The 16,705-nt window shown below is 42.4% G+C and carries 17 protein-coding genes and 1 tRNA gene; 9 read left to right on the forward strand and 9 right to left on the reverse strand.

The window, feature by feature from the left end; all coding sequences use genetic code 11:
• Nucleotides 1–59: 59 nt before the first annotated feature.
• A complete protein-coding gene (locus tag B3B27_RS02300) occupies nt 60–917 on the forward strand; it encodes an energy transducer TonB (protein ID WP_286846776.1) in 858 nt (285 codons plus the stop codon).
• An 8-nt stretch (nt 918–925) separates the two neighbouring features.
• On the opposite strand, the gene B3B27_RS02305 is transcribed toward B3B27_RS02300, so the two are convergent.
• From B3B27_RS02305 to rpmH, 6 genes are all read right to left on the reverse strand, one after another.
• Complete coding sequence (locus B3B27_RS02305; protein ID WP_238867264.1) at nt 926–1,576, reverse strand: hypothetical protein; 651 nt, start codon at nt 1,574–1,576, stop codon at nt 926–928.
• Nucleotides 1,527–2,690: a 1-acyl-sn-glycerol-3-phosphate acyltransferase gene (locus B3B27_RS02310; protein WP_238867262.1), complete on the reverse strand. Its 1,164-nt coding sequence runs from the start codon at nt 2,688–2,690 to the stop codon at nt 1,527–1,529. The genes B3B27_RS02305 and B3B27_RS02310 overlap by 50 nt, the downstream gene beginning before the upstream one ends.
• 23 nt (nt 2,691–2,713) lie before the next feature.
• Nucleotides 2,714–3,697, reverse strand: a complete 984-nt coding sequence (locus B3B27_RS02315) for a D-alanine--D-alanine ligase (RefSeq protein WP_238867261.1) — start codon at nt 3,695–3,697, stop codon at nt 2,714–2,716.
• A 21-nt stretch (nt 3,698–3,718) separates the two neighbouring features.
• Nucleotides 3,719–4,762 (reverse strand): RluA family pseudouridine synthase, encoded by a 1,044-nt coding sequence (locus B3B27_RS02320; protein ID WP_238869495.1) that lies wholly within the window; start codon nt 4,760–4,762, stop codon nt 3,719–3,721.
• Between the two features lie 45 nt (nt 4,763–4,807).
• Nucleotides 4,808–5,470 (reverse strand): PASTA domain-containing protein, encoded by a 663-nt coding sequence (locus B3B27_RS02325; RefSeq protein WP_238867260.1) that lies wholly within the window; start codon nt 5,468–5,470, stop codon nt 4,808–4,810.
• Between the two features lie 177 nt (nt 5,471–5,647).
• Nucleotides 5,648–5,794: a 50S ribosomal protein L34 gene (gene rpmH / locus B3B27_RS02330; RefSeq protein WP_238867259.1), complete on the reverse strand. Its 147-nt coding sequence runs from the start codon at nt 5,792–5,794 to the stop codon at nt 5,648–5,650.
• Nucleotides 5,795–6,306: 512 nt separating this feature from the next.
• Between rpmH and B3B27_RS02335 the strand changes: the two genes are divergently transcribed.
• The 8 genes from B3B27_RS02335 to B3B27_RS02370 all read left to right on the forward strand — a co-directional run bounded on the left by B3B27_RS02335 (nt 6,307) and on the right by B3B27_RS02370 (nt 13,509).
• Nucleotides 6,307–6,378 (forward strand) — tRNA-Glu (locus B3B27_RS02335).
• 35 nt (nt 6,379–6,413) lie between these two features.
• Nucleotides 6,414–6,668, forward strand: a complete 255-nt coding sequence (gene rpsT, locus B3B27_RS02340) for a 30S ribosomal protein S20 (protein ID WP_286832767.1) — start codon at nt 6,414–6,416, stop codon at nt 6,666–6,668.
• A 1-nt stretch (nt 6,669) separates the two neighbouring features.
• Nucleotides 6,670–6,975 carry a Dabb family protein gene (locus B3B27_RS02345; RefSeq protein ID WP_238867257.1) on the forward strand — a complete coding sequence of 102 codons (306 nt, stop codon included), beginning with the start codon at nt 6,670–6,672 and terminating at the stop codon, nt 6,973–6,975.
• Between the two features lie 367 nt (nt 6,976–7,342).
• A complete protein-coding gene (gyrB, locus tag B3B27_RS02350) occupies nt 7,343–9,301 on the forward strand; it encodes a DNA topoisomerase (ATP-hydrolyzing) subunit B (RefSeq protein WP_238867256.1) in 1,959 nt (652 codons plus the stop codon).
• A gap of 18 nt (nt 9,302–9,319) precedes the next feature.
• The gene (locus tag B3B27_RS02355) at nt 9,320–10,225 is read left to right on the forward strand and encodes a S66 peptidase family protein (protein WP_238867254.1); all 906 of its coding nucleotides are present in this window, start codon (nt 9,320–9,322) and stop codon (nt 10,223–10,225) included.
• Nucleotides 10,226–10,240: 15 nt separating this feature from the next.
• Nucleotides 10,241–11,755: a potassium/proton antiporter gene (locus B3B27_RS02360; protein ID WP_238867252.1), complete on the forward strand. Its 1,515-nt coding sequence runs from the start codon at nt 10,241–10,243 to the stop codon at nt 11,753–11,755.
• Between the two features lie 271 nt (nt 11,756–12,026).
• Nucleotides 12,027–13,031, forward strand: coding sequence for a M28 family peptidase (locus tag B3B27_RS02365; protein WP_238867250.1), 1,005 nt, complete (start codon nt 12,027–12,029; stop codon nt 13,029–13,031).
• Between the two features lie 46 nt (nt 13,032–13,077).
• Nucleotides 13,078–13,509: a SufE family protein gene (locus B3B27_RS02370; RefSeq protein ID WP_238867248.1), complete on the forward strand. Its 432-nt coding sequence runs from the start codon at nt 13,078–13,080 to the stop codon at nt 13,507–13,509.
• On the opposite strand, the gene B3B27_RS02375 is transcribed toward B3B27_RS02370, so the two are convergent.
• The 3 genes from B3B27_RS02375 to B3B27_RS02385 all read right to left on the reverse strand — a co-directional run bounded on the left by B3B27_RS02375 (nt 13,506) and on the right by B3B27_RS02385 (nt 16,322).
• Entirely contained in the window at nt 13,506–14,288 is a 783-nt protein-coding gene (locus tag B3B27_RS02375; RefSeq protein WP_238867246.1) for a pyrroline-5-carboxylate reductase family protein, read from the reverse strand. The two genes, B3B27_RS02370 and B3B27_RS02375, sit on opposite strands and share 4 nt — an antisense overlap.
• Nucleotides 14,289–14,374: 86 nt before the next feature.
• Nucleotides 14,375–15,133 (reverse strand): glutamate 5-kinase, encoded by a 759-nt coding sequence (proB, locus tag B3B27_RS02380; RefSeq protein ID WP_238867243.1) that lies wholly within the window; start codon nt 15,131–15,133, stop codon nt 14,375–14,377.
• 1 nt (nt 15,134) lies between these two features.
• A complete protein-coding gene (locus tag B3B27_RS02385; RefSeq protein WP_238867241.1) occupies nt 15,135–16,322 on the reverse strand; it encodes a glutamate-5-semialdehyde dehydrogenase in 1,188 nt (395 codons plus the stop codon).
• Nucleotides 16,323–16,705 lie beyond the last annotated feature (383 nt).

A 16,705-nucleotide genomic window follows, 5' to 3' on the forward strand; every position in this document is an offset into this window, starting at 1 on the left:
TTTGTTTTTTGTATCTTTGCCTTTCAAAAAAATTTAATCATTCAGTTCAAAATTGTTTCATGAATTTACGTAAAATTCTTCTTCTGGCGGCGCTGTTTATTTTAGCCGGCAGTGCTACTGTTGCACACACGTGCCTGATGGCGCAGGAACCGCCCATTTCAAAAAGCGACAGAATTTTTGAGGATCCTGATATTATACCAATGTTTACCGGTGGATCGGGGGAGATGAACCGTTTTATTTTCAATACCTTGAAGTATCCGACCGAAGCTGTTGAACGTAATGCTCAGGGATTAGTGGTTTACACCTTTGTTGTGGAAAAAGATGGGACCCTTTCAAATTTTAACATAATTCATCGTGCCGATTCGTTGTTGAATAAAGAAGCATTGCGTATTCTTGAGGCAATGCCTCCATGGCGTCCTGCAAGGCACAGGGGGGAGATTGTGCGGGCTGAAACATATGTTCCCATGTATTTCAGGTTGAACAAAAATGCTATTGCAGCCAGCAAAGCTTCCAAGACAACGGTAACGCGCAACTACGCCAAAACCGATCGCTCAATTATGGAAAACAACGACATCTATACAATTGTGGATAAGATGCCTCAGTATTCTTACGGTGAGAGTGGTCTTGGTGCATTTATTTCACACAATATACGTTATCCCCGTGAAGCAAGGCAAGAAGGGATTGAAGGTAGAATTCTCTGCTCATTCATAGTCGGCGCAGATGGCTCAATTTCCAATATTGAGGTGGTGGAAGGACTTGATCCTTCACTCGATAGTGAAGCTGTGCGTGTGCTGGGGTTGATGCCAAAATGGATTCCAGGCGAGAATGGGGGTGAGAAGGTAAATGTAAAATGCCTTCTGCCGATAGATTTTACCATTGATGAGGATCCTATACCGCCCTTTACAAAATCTGAGTGAGAAAACAGTTATTTCAATTCAAACCAAAACTCGCGCATTCCTGAGTGGGTGTTGATAAACAGGCGGAATGGAACGGGAAAAGTGTTTGATAAGGAGTGGAGGTCCTTCAGCGAAAAAGAAGCATGCATAGTTTGAGGGTATCCCCTGGGATCGTTGTTCCTGGAATGACTGAAATAGAGGTCAACCGAGGTGGATGAGTTATTTCGAAGCAGTGCCACTCCATGTGGCACGCTGTGGTATTCTATCTCAAGTATAAGATTCAGATAATCACTGCCTACCCACACACTTTGTATTTTTACAGGATCATCCGAATACTTTTCCGGATATCCTTCATGTTGAATTCCGGCTGTAAAAATGTTGGAGATGTTGATAATCCTAATATTGTTGTCTTTTAGCGGAACGTATCTCAGAATCACACGCTGCCCATCATTGCCGCTGTAGTTTTTTATCTCTTCGGGTATGAGTATCCTATTGTTATCGAGTTTAAAACGATAGGTTGCGTTTTCTTTCTGTACGGTGGCAATCTCCACCAGATAATCGTCAAGACGTTCCACCTCCTTGTCGCATCCAGATAAGATGAAAAAAAGGAGTGAAACCAGAAAGAGCTGTTTATGGTTCAATATGACGGGTCTCCAGATTGTTTTTAACCGTGTTTCCATACATCTCTATCATTTTTTCGCGCAGGTAATATTCGTCTTTGCCCGGGATATCTATTTTATTGATTTGTCCCTGCAGGTATGATTCAAACCGCGAGCGATCTTCGTCGGAGTATTCCGTGGCAAATGTGCCGGTATCCGTCATGAGGTCATACGCAACATAATTAAAAGGGAAAAAGGAGTAGTTTCTGTAAATCTCATCATCAATTGCTGAAGCCGCAATATTGAGCAGTTCGTTTCTTCCGGTACCTCTGGATAAATTACTGATGAACCGATTGATATTATTTCCGAAACGAAAATGCACGCGACCCTTGTAACCCATAATTCCTGCGATCATGTTCTCTATATCATCGGCTTTGGACTTCCTGTGTCCCGGATTATCACGCTTAAGCTGATATTCTTTGGCCTTCAGATAATCACATGGATCAAATTCGTATGTGATGGACAACGGCACAATATTGAGTTTCTTCAATGCATCGGAAGGATTGGCGCTGTCATGAAGTGTGAGCATCTTGAGAAGGCTTGTCTGGGTTTTGTCATTTGAGTCTTTCGCACGCCCTTCTCGCTGTGCTATCCAGACAGATTGATTCCGTTCTCTTATGGTATAGTGGATATAGTCTGAAAGATGTTTTGATACTTCCAGCATCTGTCTAACGTTTACCCCCCGCTTCACGATAAAACTTTTATTGAGCCGTACCAACTCTTCTATCCAGGGATAGATTAGCAGGTTGTCTCCAATAGCTATTTCGGTGGTGGGTATGCTCTTGTCAAAAAACAATATATTTAGGAAAGCAGCATCCAGTACAATATCCCGGTGATTGGAGATAAACATGCAGCTTCTGTCAGTACTAATCTTTTCCCAGCCGAATCCGCACATCTCTTTCGTCGTTTTTTCAATTAGCCGCTTCATTACCGGATATATAATGTAGTGTTGAAAGTCGTCTTTCGATTTACAACCTCCCATAAGTACAGAAAACTCTTCCCATGTATAAGGTTTTACAAAAGGTTCTGCAGTCCGCCTGAAATAATCGTTGGAGATAAGATGAGAGATTGTTTCAGGTACTTCACTGTCAAGTAACGGACGTATGTCGTCAAAACGGTTGGTTGTTATTTCCATTGTCTAACGTTTGTTTTGAAGCTTTATTTTTTTGTTGCCTTATTAAGTTCTGTTTCAATAATATTCGTCAATACCTCTTTCATTGAGAGTCCGGCTGCAGCAACCTGTTGAGGAATAAAGCTGGTTTCGGTCATCCCGGGAGTAGTGTTAACTTCAAGAAGAACCGGCTTGTCACCCGAAATGATGTAATCGGCCCTTATGATTCCCTTTGCGCCGATGAGCCGATAGATCTTTTTAGTCTCCTCGCGGATAGTTTTTGCAATATTATCTGGAATTCTTGCTGGAGTGATCTCTTCAACCTGGCCTTTATATTTTGCGTTGTAATCGAAAAATTCATTAGTGGTAACCACTTCGGTCAATGGCAACACAGTGATACCATCTTCTGTCTCAAAGCAGCCGCAGGTTACCTCACAGCCTTTAATAAAGCGCTCGGCAATCACCTCGGGCGCCTCCGAAAAGGCTTCATATATAGCGCTTTCCAGCTGAGATGCTTCTTTAACTTTAGTGGTTGCAAAGCTGGAGCCTCCCATGTTGGGCTTCACAAAAAGAGGCAGTCCCAATTCATTGATTATTTCGTTTGCACATGAAGTGTCTCTTTTTCTGATGACTACCGATGGTGGCACCTCAATTCCGAAACTCTTCAAAAAATTGTTGCATGCAAATTTATTGAAGGTCAGCGCTGATGCAAGCACGCCACAATTGGAGTAGGGGATGCCAAGCATATCGAAGTAACCTTGCAGTTTCCCATCTTCCCCAGGGGCTCCGTGAATGGTAATGTATGCAAAATCGAATGCAACTACATCTCCTTCTGTGGTAAAACTGAAACTGTTTTTATCAATCGGGATCATTTTGTCGTTAAATTCAACATTCCACGATGTCATGTCGATCCTTACATTATATACATTGTATTTTTCTTTATCGATGAAGGAGCTGATACCTGCGGCACTTTTTTCGGATATAATAAATTCAGAAGAGTATCCTCCCCAAACAATAGCAACATTTTTCATATGATTAATTGATCTTTTTATTCAGGTGTTTATTAATGTATATGTACGCCATTTCTCTATAACTCCCTGTATGTCTTCCGGAATCTTACTTTCAAAATATAGCTCCTCATTGGTTACCGGATGTCTGAACCCCAGAGTGGCAGCATGAAGGCACTGACGCGGGCAAATTGCGAAACAATTATAGACAAATTGTTTGTATTTTGCAAAACGTGTACCGCGAAGTACTTCGTTGCCACCATAGCGTTCATCGTTAAACAGAGTATGTCCTATATGTTTCATATGCACACGTATTTGATGTGTGCGGCCTGTTTCGAGACGGCACTGAACCAGTGTTACGTAACCGAATCGTTCCAGAACACTGTAATGGGTGACTGCTGTCTTTCCCTGATCTCCATCAGGGAAAACCCGCATAAGCATACGGTCTTTAGGATCGCGTCCTATATTTCCTTCAACGGTGCCGTTGTCTTTTTCAATATTCCCCCAAACAAGCGCAACATATATCCGTTTTGTCTCTTTGTTGAAAAATTGCGCAGAGAGATGTGCTTTGGCCGTCTGTGTTTTAGCTACGAGAAGCAGTCCCGAGGTATCCTTGTCTATTCTGTGAACCAGCCCAAGTCTTGGGTCATTTACATCTTTAATTCCTTTCTGTTTTAGATGAAATGCAACTGCGTTTACTAGCGTTCCTGTGTAGTTGCCGTGTCCGGGGTGTACCACCATTCCTGCCGGTTTGTTGATGACCATGAGCGCATCATCTTCAAAAACAATGTCCAAAGGGATATTCTCAGGGATGATCTCCAGTTCACGCCTTGGCCTGTCCATCACAATGGAGATTACATCTAACGGCTTAACTTTATAGCTCGATTTTACAGCTGTTCCGTTCACCAGAATAGAGTCTGCATCGGCAGCCTTCTGAATCCGGTTCCTTGAAATACCCTCAATGCGTACCGACAAAAACTTATCGATTCGCAGCAAATTTTGTCCTTTATCTGCTACAAACCGATAGTGTTCATACATTTGATCATCATTCCGTGAGTCTTCCGTTATATTATCATCATCCTCTGTCAGGAAATCGAGATCATCAAAATTGTTTTCGGCCACAAGACAATTTTTTTAGAAAAATGAATCGTCAATTTTAGCGCCTTCTGGCGGCACCATGTTATTATTGTTTGTATGCCCAGGAGGAACAATATATTCATTATCCACTTTCAGTGAATCAGCGAGTGCACCACTGGTGACAATCAGAGTTAACGGTGATCCGGCGGGTACCTTCTCATCCGGGGCTAGTGTCTTTCCCCTGAACTCAACGGCCCTTACCAGGCCCGAGTATTCAGCAGGCACCTCGACAATTGACAGCTGAGTGAAGCCCAGAGAGTTCAGTAGTGCCGCAGCCTGGCGGCTGGAGTAGTCTGTCAATCCAGGCACGGCAACCTCTTGTGGGGTTTTTGAATATATTGTAATATATATTGCGCGCCCTTCTTTTACTTTATTGTTTACTTTTGGTGTCTGGTCAATGATTGCTCCTGGAACGGCATCGCGTTCATAAACGGAATCTACTATTTCGGCATGTAATCCCCTCGACCTGAGGATGGCATTAGCCTCATCTGCCTGAAGCCCTTCAAGCGGGGGGACCACTACATTCTGTCCGTGTCTTGTGTAAATATTCAGGAATAGCAACGCAAATACAACAAGCAGTGCACCGCAAGCAATGATTATCAGCAGATTTTTAAGTATGCTGTTGTCAAAAAGAGTTTTTTCAGTTCGTTTTTTGCCCATGACAATTGACAATAATGTACGTAAGCTTTTATGGATACAAATGTACAAAAAAAATGAGAGCAGGAGGGAAGAGAAACCAAAAAGAGTTATTAATTTGAATTAAACAGTTCCTGATCTGGATAAATAAAAAACAGGAATACGATGATCGCATTCCTGTTTTACCAATGGAGTTATTTCTTAATATTCGTCGGAAATGGTTAATCTTGCTCTGCCTTTTGCTCTACGTGAGGCAAGTACTTTCCTTCCGTTTTTCGTAGCCATTCTGGAACGGAATCCATGTTTGTTTTTTCTCTTTCTGTTAGAGGGTTGGAATGTTCTTTTCATACGATTGTCCTACTTTTTCTTAAGGTGCATGAAACTTGCTACCATTACTTGTTATTGTAAAAATAACCCGGTGCATGTTACTCCACCTGTGTATATGTTATATTTTTGTTTATTCTTTATACCGGGCTGCAAAATTAGATAAAATATTTGAATGAACCAATTTTATAAATAATAAATTCAACTTTCGGCTGTTTTGAGATTACAGCTAAGTATTTCACTGGCGTTAGATATATGATTTTTGTTCTTTTTTTTTTGAGCTCTGTCTTGATAATGCCCAAAGTGGCATAGTACGCTATCATCACGGAACAGGCCAGGCGCCAGGATCGATACCGTAATAAAATAAGCCTTGTTAAATGTCATGATTATCTGTAAGTACCACATGACATAAAGAAAAAACAGAATAATCGCTGGAAAATTAAGAGAAAAGTTTTGTGTTTTGGGAAAATCGTTCTATATTTGCACCCGCAATTTGGGTAGTAATAATTTTAACAATAGGGTTAACGCCCGGTAATGGCCCATTCGTCTATCGGCTAGGACGCAAGATTTTCATTCTTGAAAGAGGGGTTCGATTCCCCTATGGGCTACTAATAAAAAAGATTTAAACATACGCATCAAGAGAATGGCAAATCACAAATCATCAGAAAAAAGGATCAGACAGACTAAAGTGCGCCGGTTGACCAACAGGTATGCATCTCGTACGACTAGGAACAAGGTTCGTAAATTACGTGCAGTAACCTCCAAAGAGGAGGCGATTAAGATGTACCCCGAAGTTTGCTCTATGTTGGATAAATTGGCAAAAAACAGTGTTATTCACAAAAATAAAGCTGGCAATCTGAAATCAAAATTAGCTGCTCATGTGAATAGCCTGAGTTGATATGATAAAACACTTGGTGTTGTTCAAGCTGGCGGATGAGGCTGAAGGGAACTCGAAAGAAGCCAATGCTATCATTATTAAGGAGAAGCTGGAGGCCCTGAAAAATGTTATTCCGGTAATCCGAAAGATGGAAGTGTTTATAAATCATGTTGAAGCTTCGTGCGTCAATTATGATATTTTACTCGACAGCGAATTTGAAACACTGGACGATCTGAAAATTTATGCCCGCCACCCTGAACATATCGCAGTTGGGGAGTTTATAGTAAAAGTAAGAACCGAAAGGGCGGCAATTGATTACGAATTTTAAAAATCGTTATCTACATAATACGATTATCAAAAAAAGCGGACTTTTTGTCCGCTTTTTTTGGTTGTATGCATTGAATGGATAACATCCGTTGTTAAAGCATGCTTGGGGGGTATGGGCACCAGCCATTAGCTACGGGCAAGGGTGTTTCATTGCATGTTGTAATTGAAATAGAGCAACCATCGTACCCAATAACGATGAGGCTTTCAGTTAAGTTAATCACCTTTTATCGGTGATATAATCCAGTTCAAAAAAAGCCAAAAATGGTTGGTGAAGAGACAAATTTTTCGTACTTTTGTTCTCATTAAAAATATCCGTATAACTCATCATAATTGACGAATAGAGAGATAGTTCAACAAAAAATCAAGAAATGTCAGAAGAAGAAAAAAAATCGGCAAGCGGAAGTTATTCTGCGCAAAATATACAGGTACTCGAAGGCCTTGAGGCAGTGCGTAAACGTCCTGCCATGTATATCGGCGATGTGAGCGAGAAGGGGCTTCATCACCTGGTGTACGAAGTAGTGGATAACTCCATCGACGAAGCTCTTGCCGGATATTGTTCCGAAATAGATGTGATTATCAATGAAGATAATTCTGTTACCGTAAGAGACAACGGACGCGGAATCCCGGTAGACTATCACGAAAAAGAGAAAAAATCGGCTCTTGAAGTGGTGCTTACGGTCCTGCATGCAGGTGGTAAGTTCGACAAGGGAACCTATAAGGTCTCCGGAGGGCTACATGGTGTGGGTGTCTCCTGTGTGAACGCGCTTTCTATATATCTGAAGGCTGAGATTCACATAAACGGTAAAATATATGTACAGGAATACTCACAGGGAAAGCCCTATTCAGATGTGAAGATTGTTGGCGAAACAAAAGAGACCGGCACGGTGATTACCTTTAAACCCGATAATTCCATTTTTACAATATTGGAATACCGCTATGACATTCTAGCTACCCGCCTCCGGGAGCTTGCATATTTGAATGCAGGCATAACGCTGACACTTACCGATAAAAGGGTAGTGAGGGATGACGGGTCGTTCAAGGCAGAACGCTTTTATTCCGAAACGGGCCTGGAGGAGTTTGTCAGATATATCGATAAAAATAAAGACCCTCTTATCAGTGAACCTATTCATATAGTTACGGAGAAAAACGAAATTCCCATTGAGATAGCGTTAACATATAACGACACCTATAATGAGAATATATTCTCTTATGTAAATAATATAAATACTATAGAGGGAGGAACACATCTGACCGGTTTCCGGAGAGGCCTCTCGCGTACACTGAAGAAGTATGCTGAAGACTCCAAAATGCTTGAAAAAGTGAAGGTGGAGGTAAGCGGCGACGACTTCCGTGAAGGAATTACCGCGGTGCTTTCAGTGAAGGTTGCCGAACCACAGTTCGAAGGACAAACCAAAACAAAACTGGGAAACAGTGAGGTGATTGGTGCCGTGGATCAGGCAACAGGAGAGGCTCTTAGAAATTATCTGGAAGAGCATCCAAGAGAGGCAAAGGTGATTGTTGAGAAGGTTATCCTGGCAGCTACAGCACGTCATGCCGCCCGTAAAGCCCGTGAAATGGTTCAGCGCAAATCGCCTCTATCAGGCGCAGGCCTACCAGGAAAGTTGGCCGACTGCTCTAGCAAAGATCCAGTTCAGAGTGAGATATTCCTTGTGGAGGGCGATTCTGCAGGCGGTACGGCAAAACAGGGGCGTAACCGCATGTTTCAGGCTATTCTGCCATTGCGCGGTAAGATACTCAACGTGGAAAAGGCAATGCCGCACAAGGTACTGGAGAGCGAAGAGATAAAGAATATTTATACCGCTCTTGGTGTATCAATAGGAACAGAAGAAGACTCCAAGGAGCTCAATATTGAGAAACTTAGATATCATAAGATTATTTTGATGACCGATGCCGATGTCGACGGAAGCCACATCGACACTCTTATTCTTACATTTTTCTTCCGCTATATGCGGCCTCTCATCGAGAATGGCTACGTATATATAGCAACTCCGCCACTCTATCTTTGCAAAAAAGGCAAAATTGAGGAGTACTGTTATAACGATCGCCAGAGACAGGTTTTTATTGACAAGTATGGCGAAGGGAACGAAAACGCTATCCATACACAGCGTTACAAGGGCCTTGGAGAGATGAATGCAGAACAACTCTGGGAAACAACAATGAATCCTGAGCACCGTACCCTGAAACAGGTTACAATTGAGAATGCTGCCGATGCCGACATTATATTCTCCATGCTTATGGGCGAGGAGGTGGCTCCGCGAAGGGAGTTTATTGAAGATAATGCCACCTACGCAAATATAGATGCATAAATGATCTGATTTTTACGGATGAAACGTCCTCCATCACTGCAATCCGGCGATAGAGCCATCATTTTGTCTCCCGCGGGAAACATTGACGAAAATGTTGTACGGGATGCAGTTGCCATATTGGAATCCTGGGGGCTGGTGCCTGAGACAGGTGAAAACGCTCTTTGCGAAAACGGGCGTTTCAGCGGCTCTGTAGAGGAAAGGATGTCTGATTTGCAAAGAGCATTCGACGATCCGTCAGTAAGGCTTGTTTTTTGCTCAAGAGGAGGTTATGGCGTTGTTCATATGCTCAATAAGCTTAATTATTCCGGTATAAAGAGATTTCCGAAGTGGGTGGTGGGTTTTAGTGATATCACTGCTCTTCACGCCGCTTTGCAGGTGAATGGCATTGCGTCAGTACATGGGCCTATGGCTAAGCATTTGTCTGACGAAGGAGCAGAAGATGAAGCTGTCAGATATATGCGAAGTCTCCTGTTTGGTGAATCTGTTGAGTATCGGATGCCTGTGAGGCAGTATGATATTCTGAATCGCAGGGGAACTGCTGAAGGCAGGCTCTTCGGAGGCAACCTGTCAGTCTTTTGTGCTCTTATGGGTACTAAGTTTGTAAAAATCCCCAACAAAGGCATCTTGTTTATAGAGGATATCGGTGAAGCTCCATACCGGGTTGACAGGATGATATATCAGTTAAAGCTTTCAGGTGTCTTTGAGAAAACCGGAGGGTTGATCGTTGGACAGTTCACTGGCTACGAAGAGGATGCCCGGATGTACTCATCATTACAAGAATCGATATTCAATGCAGTGAGAGAATACGATTTTCCGGTATGTTTTGATTTTCCGGTGGGGCATGTGAAACAGAACTACCCTCTTATCATGGGTGAACATGCCTCGTTGAACATAGGTGGTGATTATATCACATTCATTCAATAAACAAAATTATTCATAATGACGATCAGTACAGAGTTGATGTTACTTGTAGGATCTGTCTTGTTTTTTATAAGCATGCTGGTCGGAAAGGCCGGACATCGTTTTGGTGTTCCTGTATTGTTGCTTTTTCTAGTTGTGGGAATGGTTTTCGGATCCGATGGGTTCGGTTTGATTTTCGACAATGTTCAAACCGCACAGACTATAGGAACAATCTGTTTGACTATCATCCTTTTTTCCGGAGGGTTAGATACCAGGTTTACTGAGATAAGGCCGGTAATATGGCCGGGTGCAGTTCTTGCCACGTTAGGCGTACTAATTACAGCTATACTTACAGGATTTTTCACCTACTGGTTGTCGGGACTTATGTTTCCTTCTTTGGGAATAAGCCTGCTGACAGCTATGCTGCTAGCCTCTACCTTCTCTTCTACCGATTCAGCTTCTGTTTTCGGGATACTTCGCTCCAAAGGATTGGTACTAAAGAATAATCTGAGGCCTTTGCTTGAGCTTGAGAGTGGTAGTAACGACCCCATGGCGTATATGCTTACCCTTATGTTTATGAGCATCATTCAGTCGGGAGGTGATCCCAATATCGGAATGGTAGCCTTTAACATACTTGTTCAGCTGGTGGTAGGTACGGCAATGGGTTATCTTCTTGGAAGAGCTGCGGTAATCATTATCAACCGCATCAGAATGGATAACGCCTCACTTTATCCAATTTTACTGTTAACTTTCGGTGTGTTTATCTTTGCGTTAACCTACTATCTGAAAGGTAACGGATATCTTGCTGTATATATTGCCGGATTGGTGATCGGGAACTCAAAATTCTCTCATAAGCGTACTTCTATGAAGTTTATGGATGGTTTCGCCTGGATGAGCCAGATACTGCTCTTTCTAACACTGGGATTGCTTGTTAACCCGGGCGAGCTGGTGCAAGTTCTGGTACCGGCATTGATTATATCATTTTTTTTGTTATTTATCGGCCGTCCGGTAGCCGTCTTTCTTTCGCTGACTCCTTTCCGCGAGATAGGCCTCAAAGATAAACTATACGTATCCTGGGTCGGGTTGAGAGGTGCCGTACCAATTATTTTTGCTATTCTGCCTCTTGCAGCCGGAGTGCAGGATGCAAGATGGATTTTCAATATTGTATTCGTAATAACTATTGTCTCCCTGCTTGTACAGGGGACTTCCCTGCCTATTGTTGCAAGGTGTCTGGGGCTGGCTGAAAATCCTCCAAAATATAAAGCTTTCGAAGATTTCGATGTGGAGTTTGCAGAAGAGATAAAATCTGCTATGACAGAGATTTTAATTACCGAAGAGACATTGACATATGGTAAAAATCTGATAGAGATGCCGCTGCCCGACAAAACTCTGGTGGTTATGATTAAACGAGAAGAGCAGTATTTTGTGCCGACCGGTCAAACCGAACTGCATGCAGGAGATAAACTATTGGTTATTTCTGATGACGAAGATGCACTAAAAGAAACATATTCCAACATAGGAATTTCAGATTTCTCATATCAGAAGAATAAGTAGGGTATACCTTTGATTTTTCACCTTCTTGCTGTATGCAAGTGACATTTATTGTGAGAATAAGAGTAGCCAGAACAGGTTGAAGCGTTACAAATTAAAGATTTACTGACGGGAAAGTAATTGAATCAGTAGAGAAAATATTGGCTGAAAAAAATCCGGAGGAAAAAGAACGAAACAGAGCCAGCTGATTGGAGACTAGTAATAATAAAGTTTGATTTATAAAGATTTTCGGATTAGAAAGTCATAACTTTGCAGAAATAAAAAATAGAGGAAAGTGAAAACTAAAATATATATACCGGTTTTATTGATAACCGGGTTGCTGTTTACCATTTCGTGTAACTCATGCCAGTCAAGCAAGAATACTGTTGTTATGGAGCCATACCGGCGGCTATCACCTGGATTTAACGCCGACAGTGCCTATCTGTTTGTGGAGAAGCAGGTGCGTTTTGGTCCCAGGGTTCCCGGTACGGAAGCTCACAATGCCTGTGGCGATTATCTCGTTGCAAAACTGACTGAATTTGGTGCCCGGGTAGTAGAACAGCGCGCCAATATTACTCACTACGATGGCAAAAATTTGACCGTACGCAATATCATTGGGAGCTATCAACCAGAAAAAGAGAAGAGAGTATTGCTTTTTGCCCATTGGGACTCGCGCCCCTTTGCCGATGAGGAGACAGATGTCGGCAGGCAACGTCAGCCTGTTCAGGGTGCCGACGATGGCGCAAGCGGTGTAGGTGTACTGCTTGAGATTGCCCGCCAGCTGCATCAACAACCGCCTGAAGTGGGTATTGATATTATATTCTTCGATCTGGAAGATTGGGGGCAACCCTCTTTCGAAAGCGAATGGGTAGAGGGTGACTGGTGGTGTCTTGGTTCCCAATATTGGTCTGAACAGCCGCATGTTGAAGGTTATAAAGCTTCTTTCGGAATTCTGCTGGATATGGTGGGTGGTGCAAATGCTACATTTTTGAAAGAGGGGTATTCAATGAAATATGCTCCGTATGTTGTGGAAAAAGTGTGGGGCATAGCTTCCAAAATGGGCTTTGGTAGTTATTTCTCTTCCGGCAGTGGAGGATATATTACCGATGATCATCTGATGGTGAACCAAATGAAACTTGCTCCAAGCATAAACATCATAAATCTGAAAAAGGATTCCCCTACCGGATTTGTTCCTTATTGGCATACACTCAGCGATGATATGCGAAATATCGACCGGAATACGTTGGAAGTAGTAGGTATTACAGTAATGGAGGTAGTCTACTCGGAAAAAATCCGTTGATTCAGCTACCGGAAAAAGTAGGTAATGATAAGACAAAATAGTGAAAATGCAGACGATAAACGAAGTACAACAAGAGATTATTGAAGAATTCAGCATTTACGATGACTGGATGGATAAATACGCGATCATCATAGAACAGGGTAATGCCCTGCAGCCTCTAGATGAGAAATACAAGATTCCCGAGAATATCATCCAGGGATGTCAGAGCAGGGTCTGGTTGCAGACAGATTATTGTGACGGCAAGCTCTATTTTCAGGCCGAGAGCGATGCTATTATTGTTAAAGGCCTTCTGGCGCTTGTACTGCGTGTGTTTAATGGGCGCACTCCGGATGAGATTATCAGTGTGGATTTGCGTTTTATGAAAGAGATAGGACTTACCGAACATCTTTCACCAACACGCTCCAACGGGCTGCTCTCAGTAATTAAACAGATCCGTTATTATGCTATTGCATATAAAGCCAAAGCAGAAAAAAACTAATTCCCGTTACTGCTCATTTCAGCCGACCTGTTTCTGGCGGCATCGAGTACACCCTCGAAATGCTTTCCCAACTCGTGTAAGCGGAAATAATCCAATCCTGCCTGCGTGGTGCCTCCCTTGCTTGTAATATTTCTTATCAGCTCTTCAATGCTGTATTGCTTCTGGTTTTGGGCAAAATATATTGTGGTCCCCTGTGTAAGTTCAAGCAAAAGTTCGTCAAGGAGAGGCCCGGGCAGATTAAATTCCTGCATCTTATTCTTGAAGATCTGAATAAACGCCAGTATAAATGCCGGGCCACTTCCGAACACAGAGGTAAAAAGGTCGAACCCGCTCTCCTCAAGCTGTACTACTTTTCCCAGCTTACCCATAATACGGCAAACATACATAGCCTTTTTGTTGCCCGGACGGTTGGTGGCAAAAGCTGTCACCGATTTGCGATAAGCCATAGCCAGATTGGGCATAATACGCACTATAAGATGCTCCTTTCCCAAATACTTTTCAATATATGAAATACTCTTTCCTGCTACAGGTGAAACGATAGCCTTCCCTTTTATATCGAACTTTTTCAACTGATCTAATATACCGGCAAGGTCCTGTGGCTTTACCGCCAGCCATATGACATCGGAAAAGGTGACCAGGTCTTCCATTTTATCACAAAATAATATATCAACCTCTTTTCGGTTTCTGTTAAAATAGGCGAACTCCATCTCTTTCTCATCTTTCAATCCATGATAAACCGCTCTTGCCAGATTGCCGAATCCTATAAATCCATGTTTCATTGCCTTCTGTTTTTGACTCTTAATCTTTAATACTACGTGAATATTTCTATTTTTAGATCTTCTATGTAACTCTGTGAGTATTTACTTTACTTAAATTTTGTGAAAGGAATCTGTTTTTTCAGAGCCTTAATTATATAATTAGCACGCTGTCCGTTAACTATCCACATCTCTACTCCGCTCTTCATACATATTTCAGCAGCATGCACTTTAGATGACATACCTCCTGTGCCCAGAGTAGATTCCTTTTCTTCTATGCATCCTTCGATAGAGTTTAAATCAGCCACATCTGTAATAAGCTGTGCATCAGGGTGAAGGTGAGGGTTTTTGTTGAATATTCCATCAATATCCGATACAATGATCAGCAGATCCGCTTCCGTAATCACAGCAACAAGTGCCGACAGCTTATCGTTATCTCCCAGTACGATCTCCTCGATGGAAACAGTGTCGTTCTCATTCACTATCGGTATATAATCGGCATGCCACAGCCTTTTGATGGTGTTCCGGGTATTTTCGTTAGCAACCGGGTTCTCAAAGTCGCGGTAGGTAAGAAGTATCTGAGCGATATTCAATCCAAAAGTACGGAAGATAGTGTCGTAAAGCTCAATCAACTTGGTCTGACCGATAGCAGCCATAGCCTGTTTTGAATCTACCCGTTTGTTAAATCCGTTGATCTCAACAAATTGCCTAGCGGTAGCTATAGCTCCTGATGATACGATTACCACATCATATTCGTTCTTCAACTCCACGATCTGACGTGCCAGACTCTCGATTACGGCAAATGATATTCTGTTTGTTCCTGCCGTCAGCGTGGAAGTGCCAATTTTTATGATCAGTTTCTTTTTCATATTATTCCCTGATATGTCCGTTTCCAAAGACGAACCATTTGTTTGTCACAAGCTCCTGTGTCCCCAGGGGACCGCGGAAGTGAAGTTTTTGCGTGCTGATAGCTATTTCAGCACCTACGCCAAACTGTCCACCGTCGGTAAAACGTGAAGAGGCGTTATGATACACTGCTGCACAGTCCACCTTTTGCATGAAATCTCCTGCTTTCCCTGAATTATTGGTGACGATTACCGCAGTATGCCCTCCGGAGTAGCGGTTGATCATTTCAATGGCTTCAGATTCAGTATCTACGAGAGAAAGGTAGAGTTTCGGAGCCAGGTACTCCTCACAAAGTGTATGTGCATCGTTCTCCTCCTTGATGAAATGGCAAAGGGATGCTATCTCCCTGTTTCCCCATACCTCGATACTATTCTCCAATAGTTGCGTTACAAGGTCATTAAGCTTTTTCTCCAGCTGATGCAGTCTTTTGTTTATGAGCACCTTATCGATAGCGTTGCATACGCTTATACGCTTTTTACCATTCAATATCAGCTGAATGGCCATTTTGAAATCTGAATCATCATCCACATACAGAAAATTGTTCCCCCTGCCGCTTACAATCACCGGAACGGAAGAGTTCTCCTGCACAAACCTGATTAGCCCTTCTCCACCACGCGGAATTATCAGATCCGCCTTATGACTGTTTTCCTTGATAAGCATCTGGGTCTCTTCGCGGGACAGGCTCAGGTATTTCACATAACTTTTGTCGGCTCCATTTTCCGACAGCGCCCGTTGCCAAAGCTCTGTAAGCAAAATGTTAGTATTAGAAGCCTCTTTGCCTCCTTTAAGCAGAATGCGGTTACCAGCTTTGAAAGCGGTAGCCGCCGCTTCAATGGTAACATCGGGACGCGACTCGTAAATAATAAGAATTGTCCCAAACGGGACTGTTCTGTTTACAATCCTTAACCCGTCTTCACGTGCAATCTCATACAATATTTTTCCTTCGGGGTCGGGTTGTAAAGCCACCTCCTCGAGTGAGCGTATCATCCCTTCAATTTTTTTCTCATCTACCTTCAGGCGATCTTTCATTGAATCGTCCATATCGGGAAAAGCCAGCATATCGGTGTTATTGGCATCCATGATCTCCTTCCTGTTTTGTTGTAACAGAAAGGCAAGGGATGATAACACGCTATTTTTTTGTGTTATATCCATATTGCTATAAAAAAAGAAATTATTTCGGCCCCAAAGGTAGCAATTTATTCTTAAACAACATGTTTGTACATCTATTTATTATTTTAACGTGTGAGTCCTCTCCGAAAACCTCGAAACCCAATTTTATTGATTTTCAATAAGTTGAAAATCAATGATCATCTTTTGAAATTTTCAAGAAAAAAGACTTATCGGAGGAGACTCACGTGTAGAATCTTAAACCGTAACAGCAATGTTAGTTTACGGATAGGTTAGATAAAGAGATGCAATAACCAGAGGTTAAGTTCAACTTATAAGTCCAATTTTTTCGATTAAATTCGGTTCATAAGAACACCATTTCCGGTTAAGATCTACTCAGAAGTTCAACGCTCAGGCGTGGTTTTCAG

The organism is Proteiniphilum sp. UBA5463 (assembly GCF_002427225.1).
Classification (GTDB): Bacteria; Bacteroidota; Bacteroidia; order Bacteroidales; family Dysgonomonadaceae; genus Proteiniphilum; species Proteiniphilum propionicum.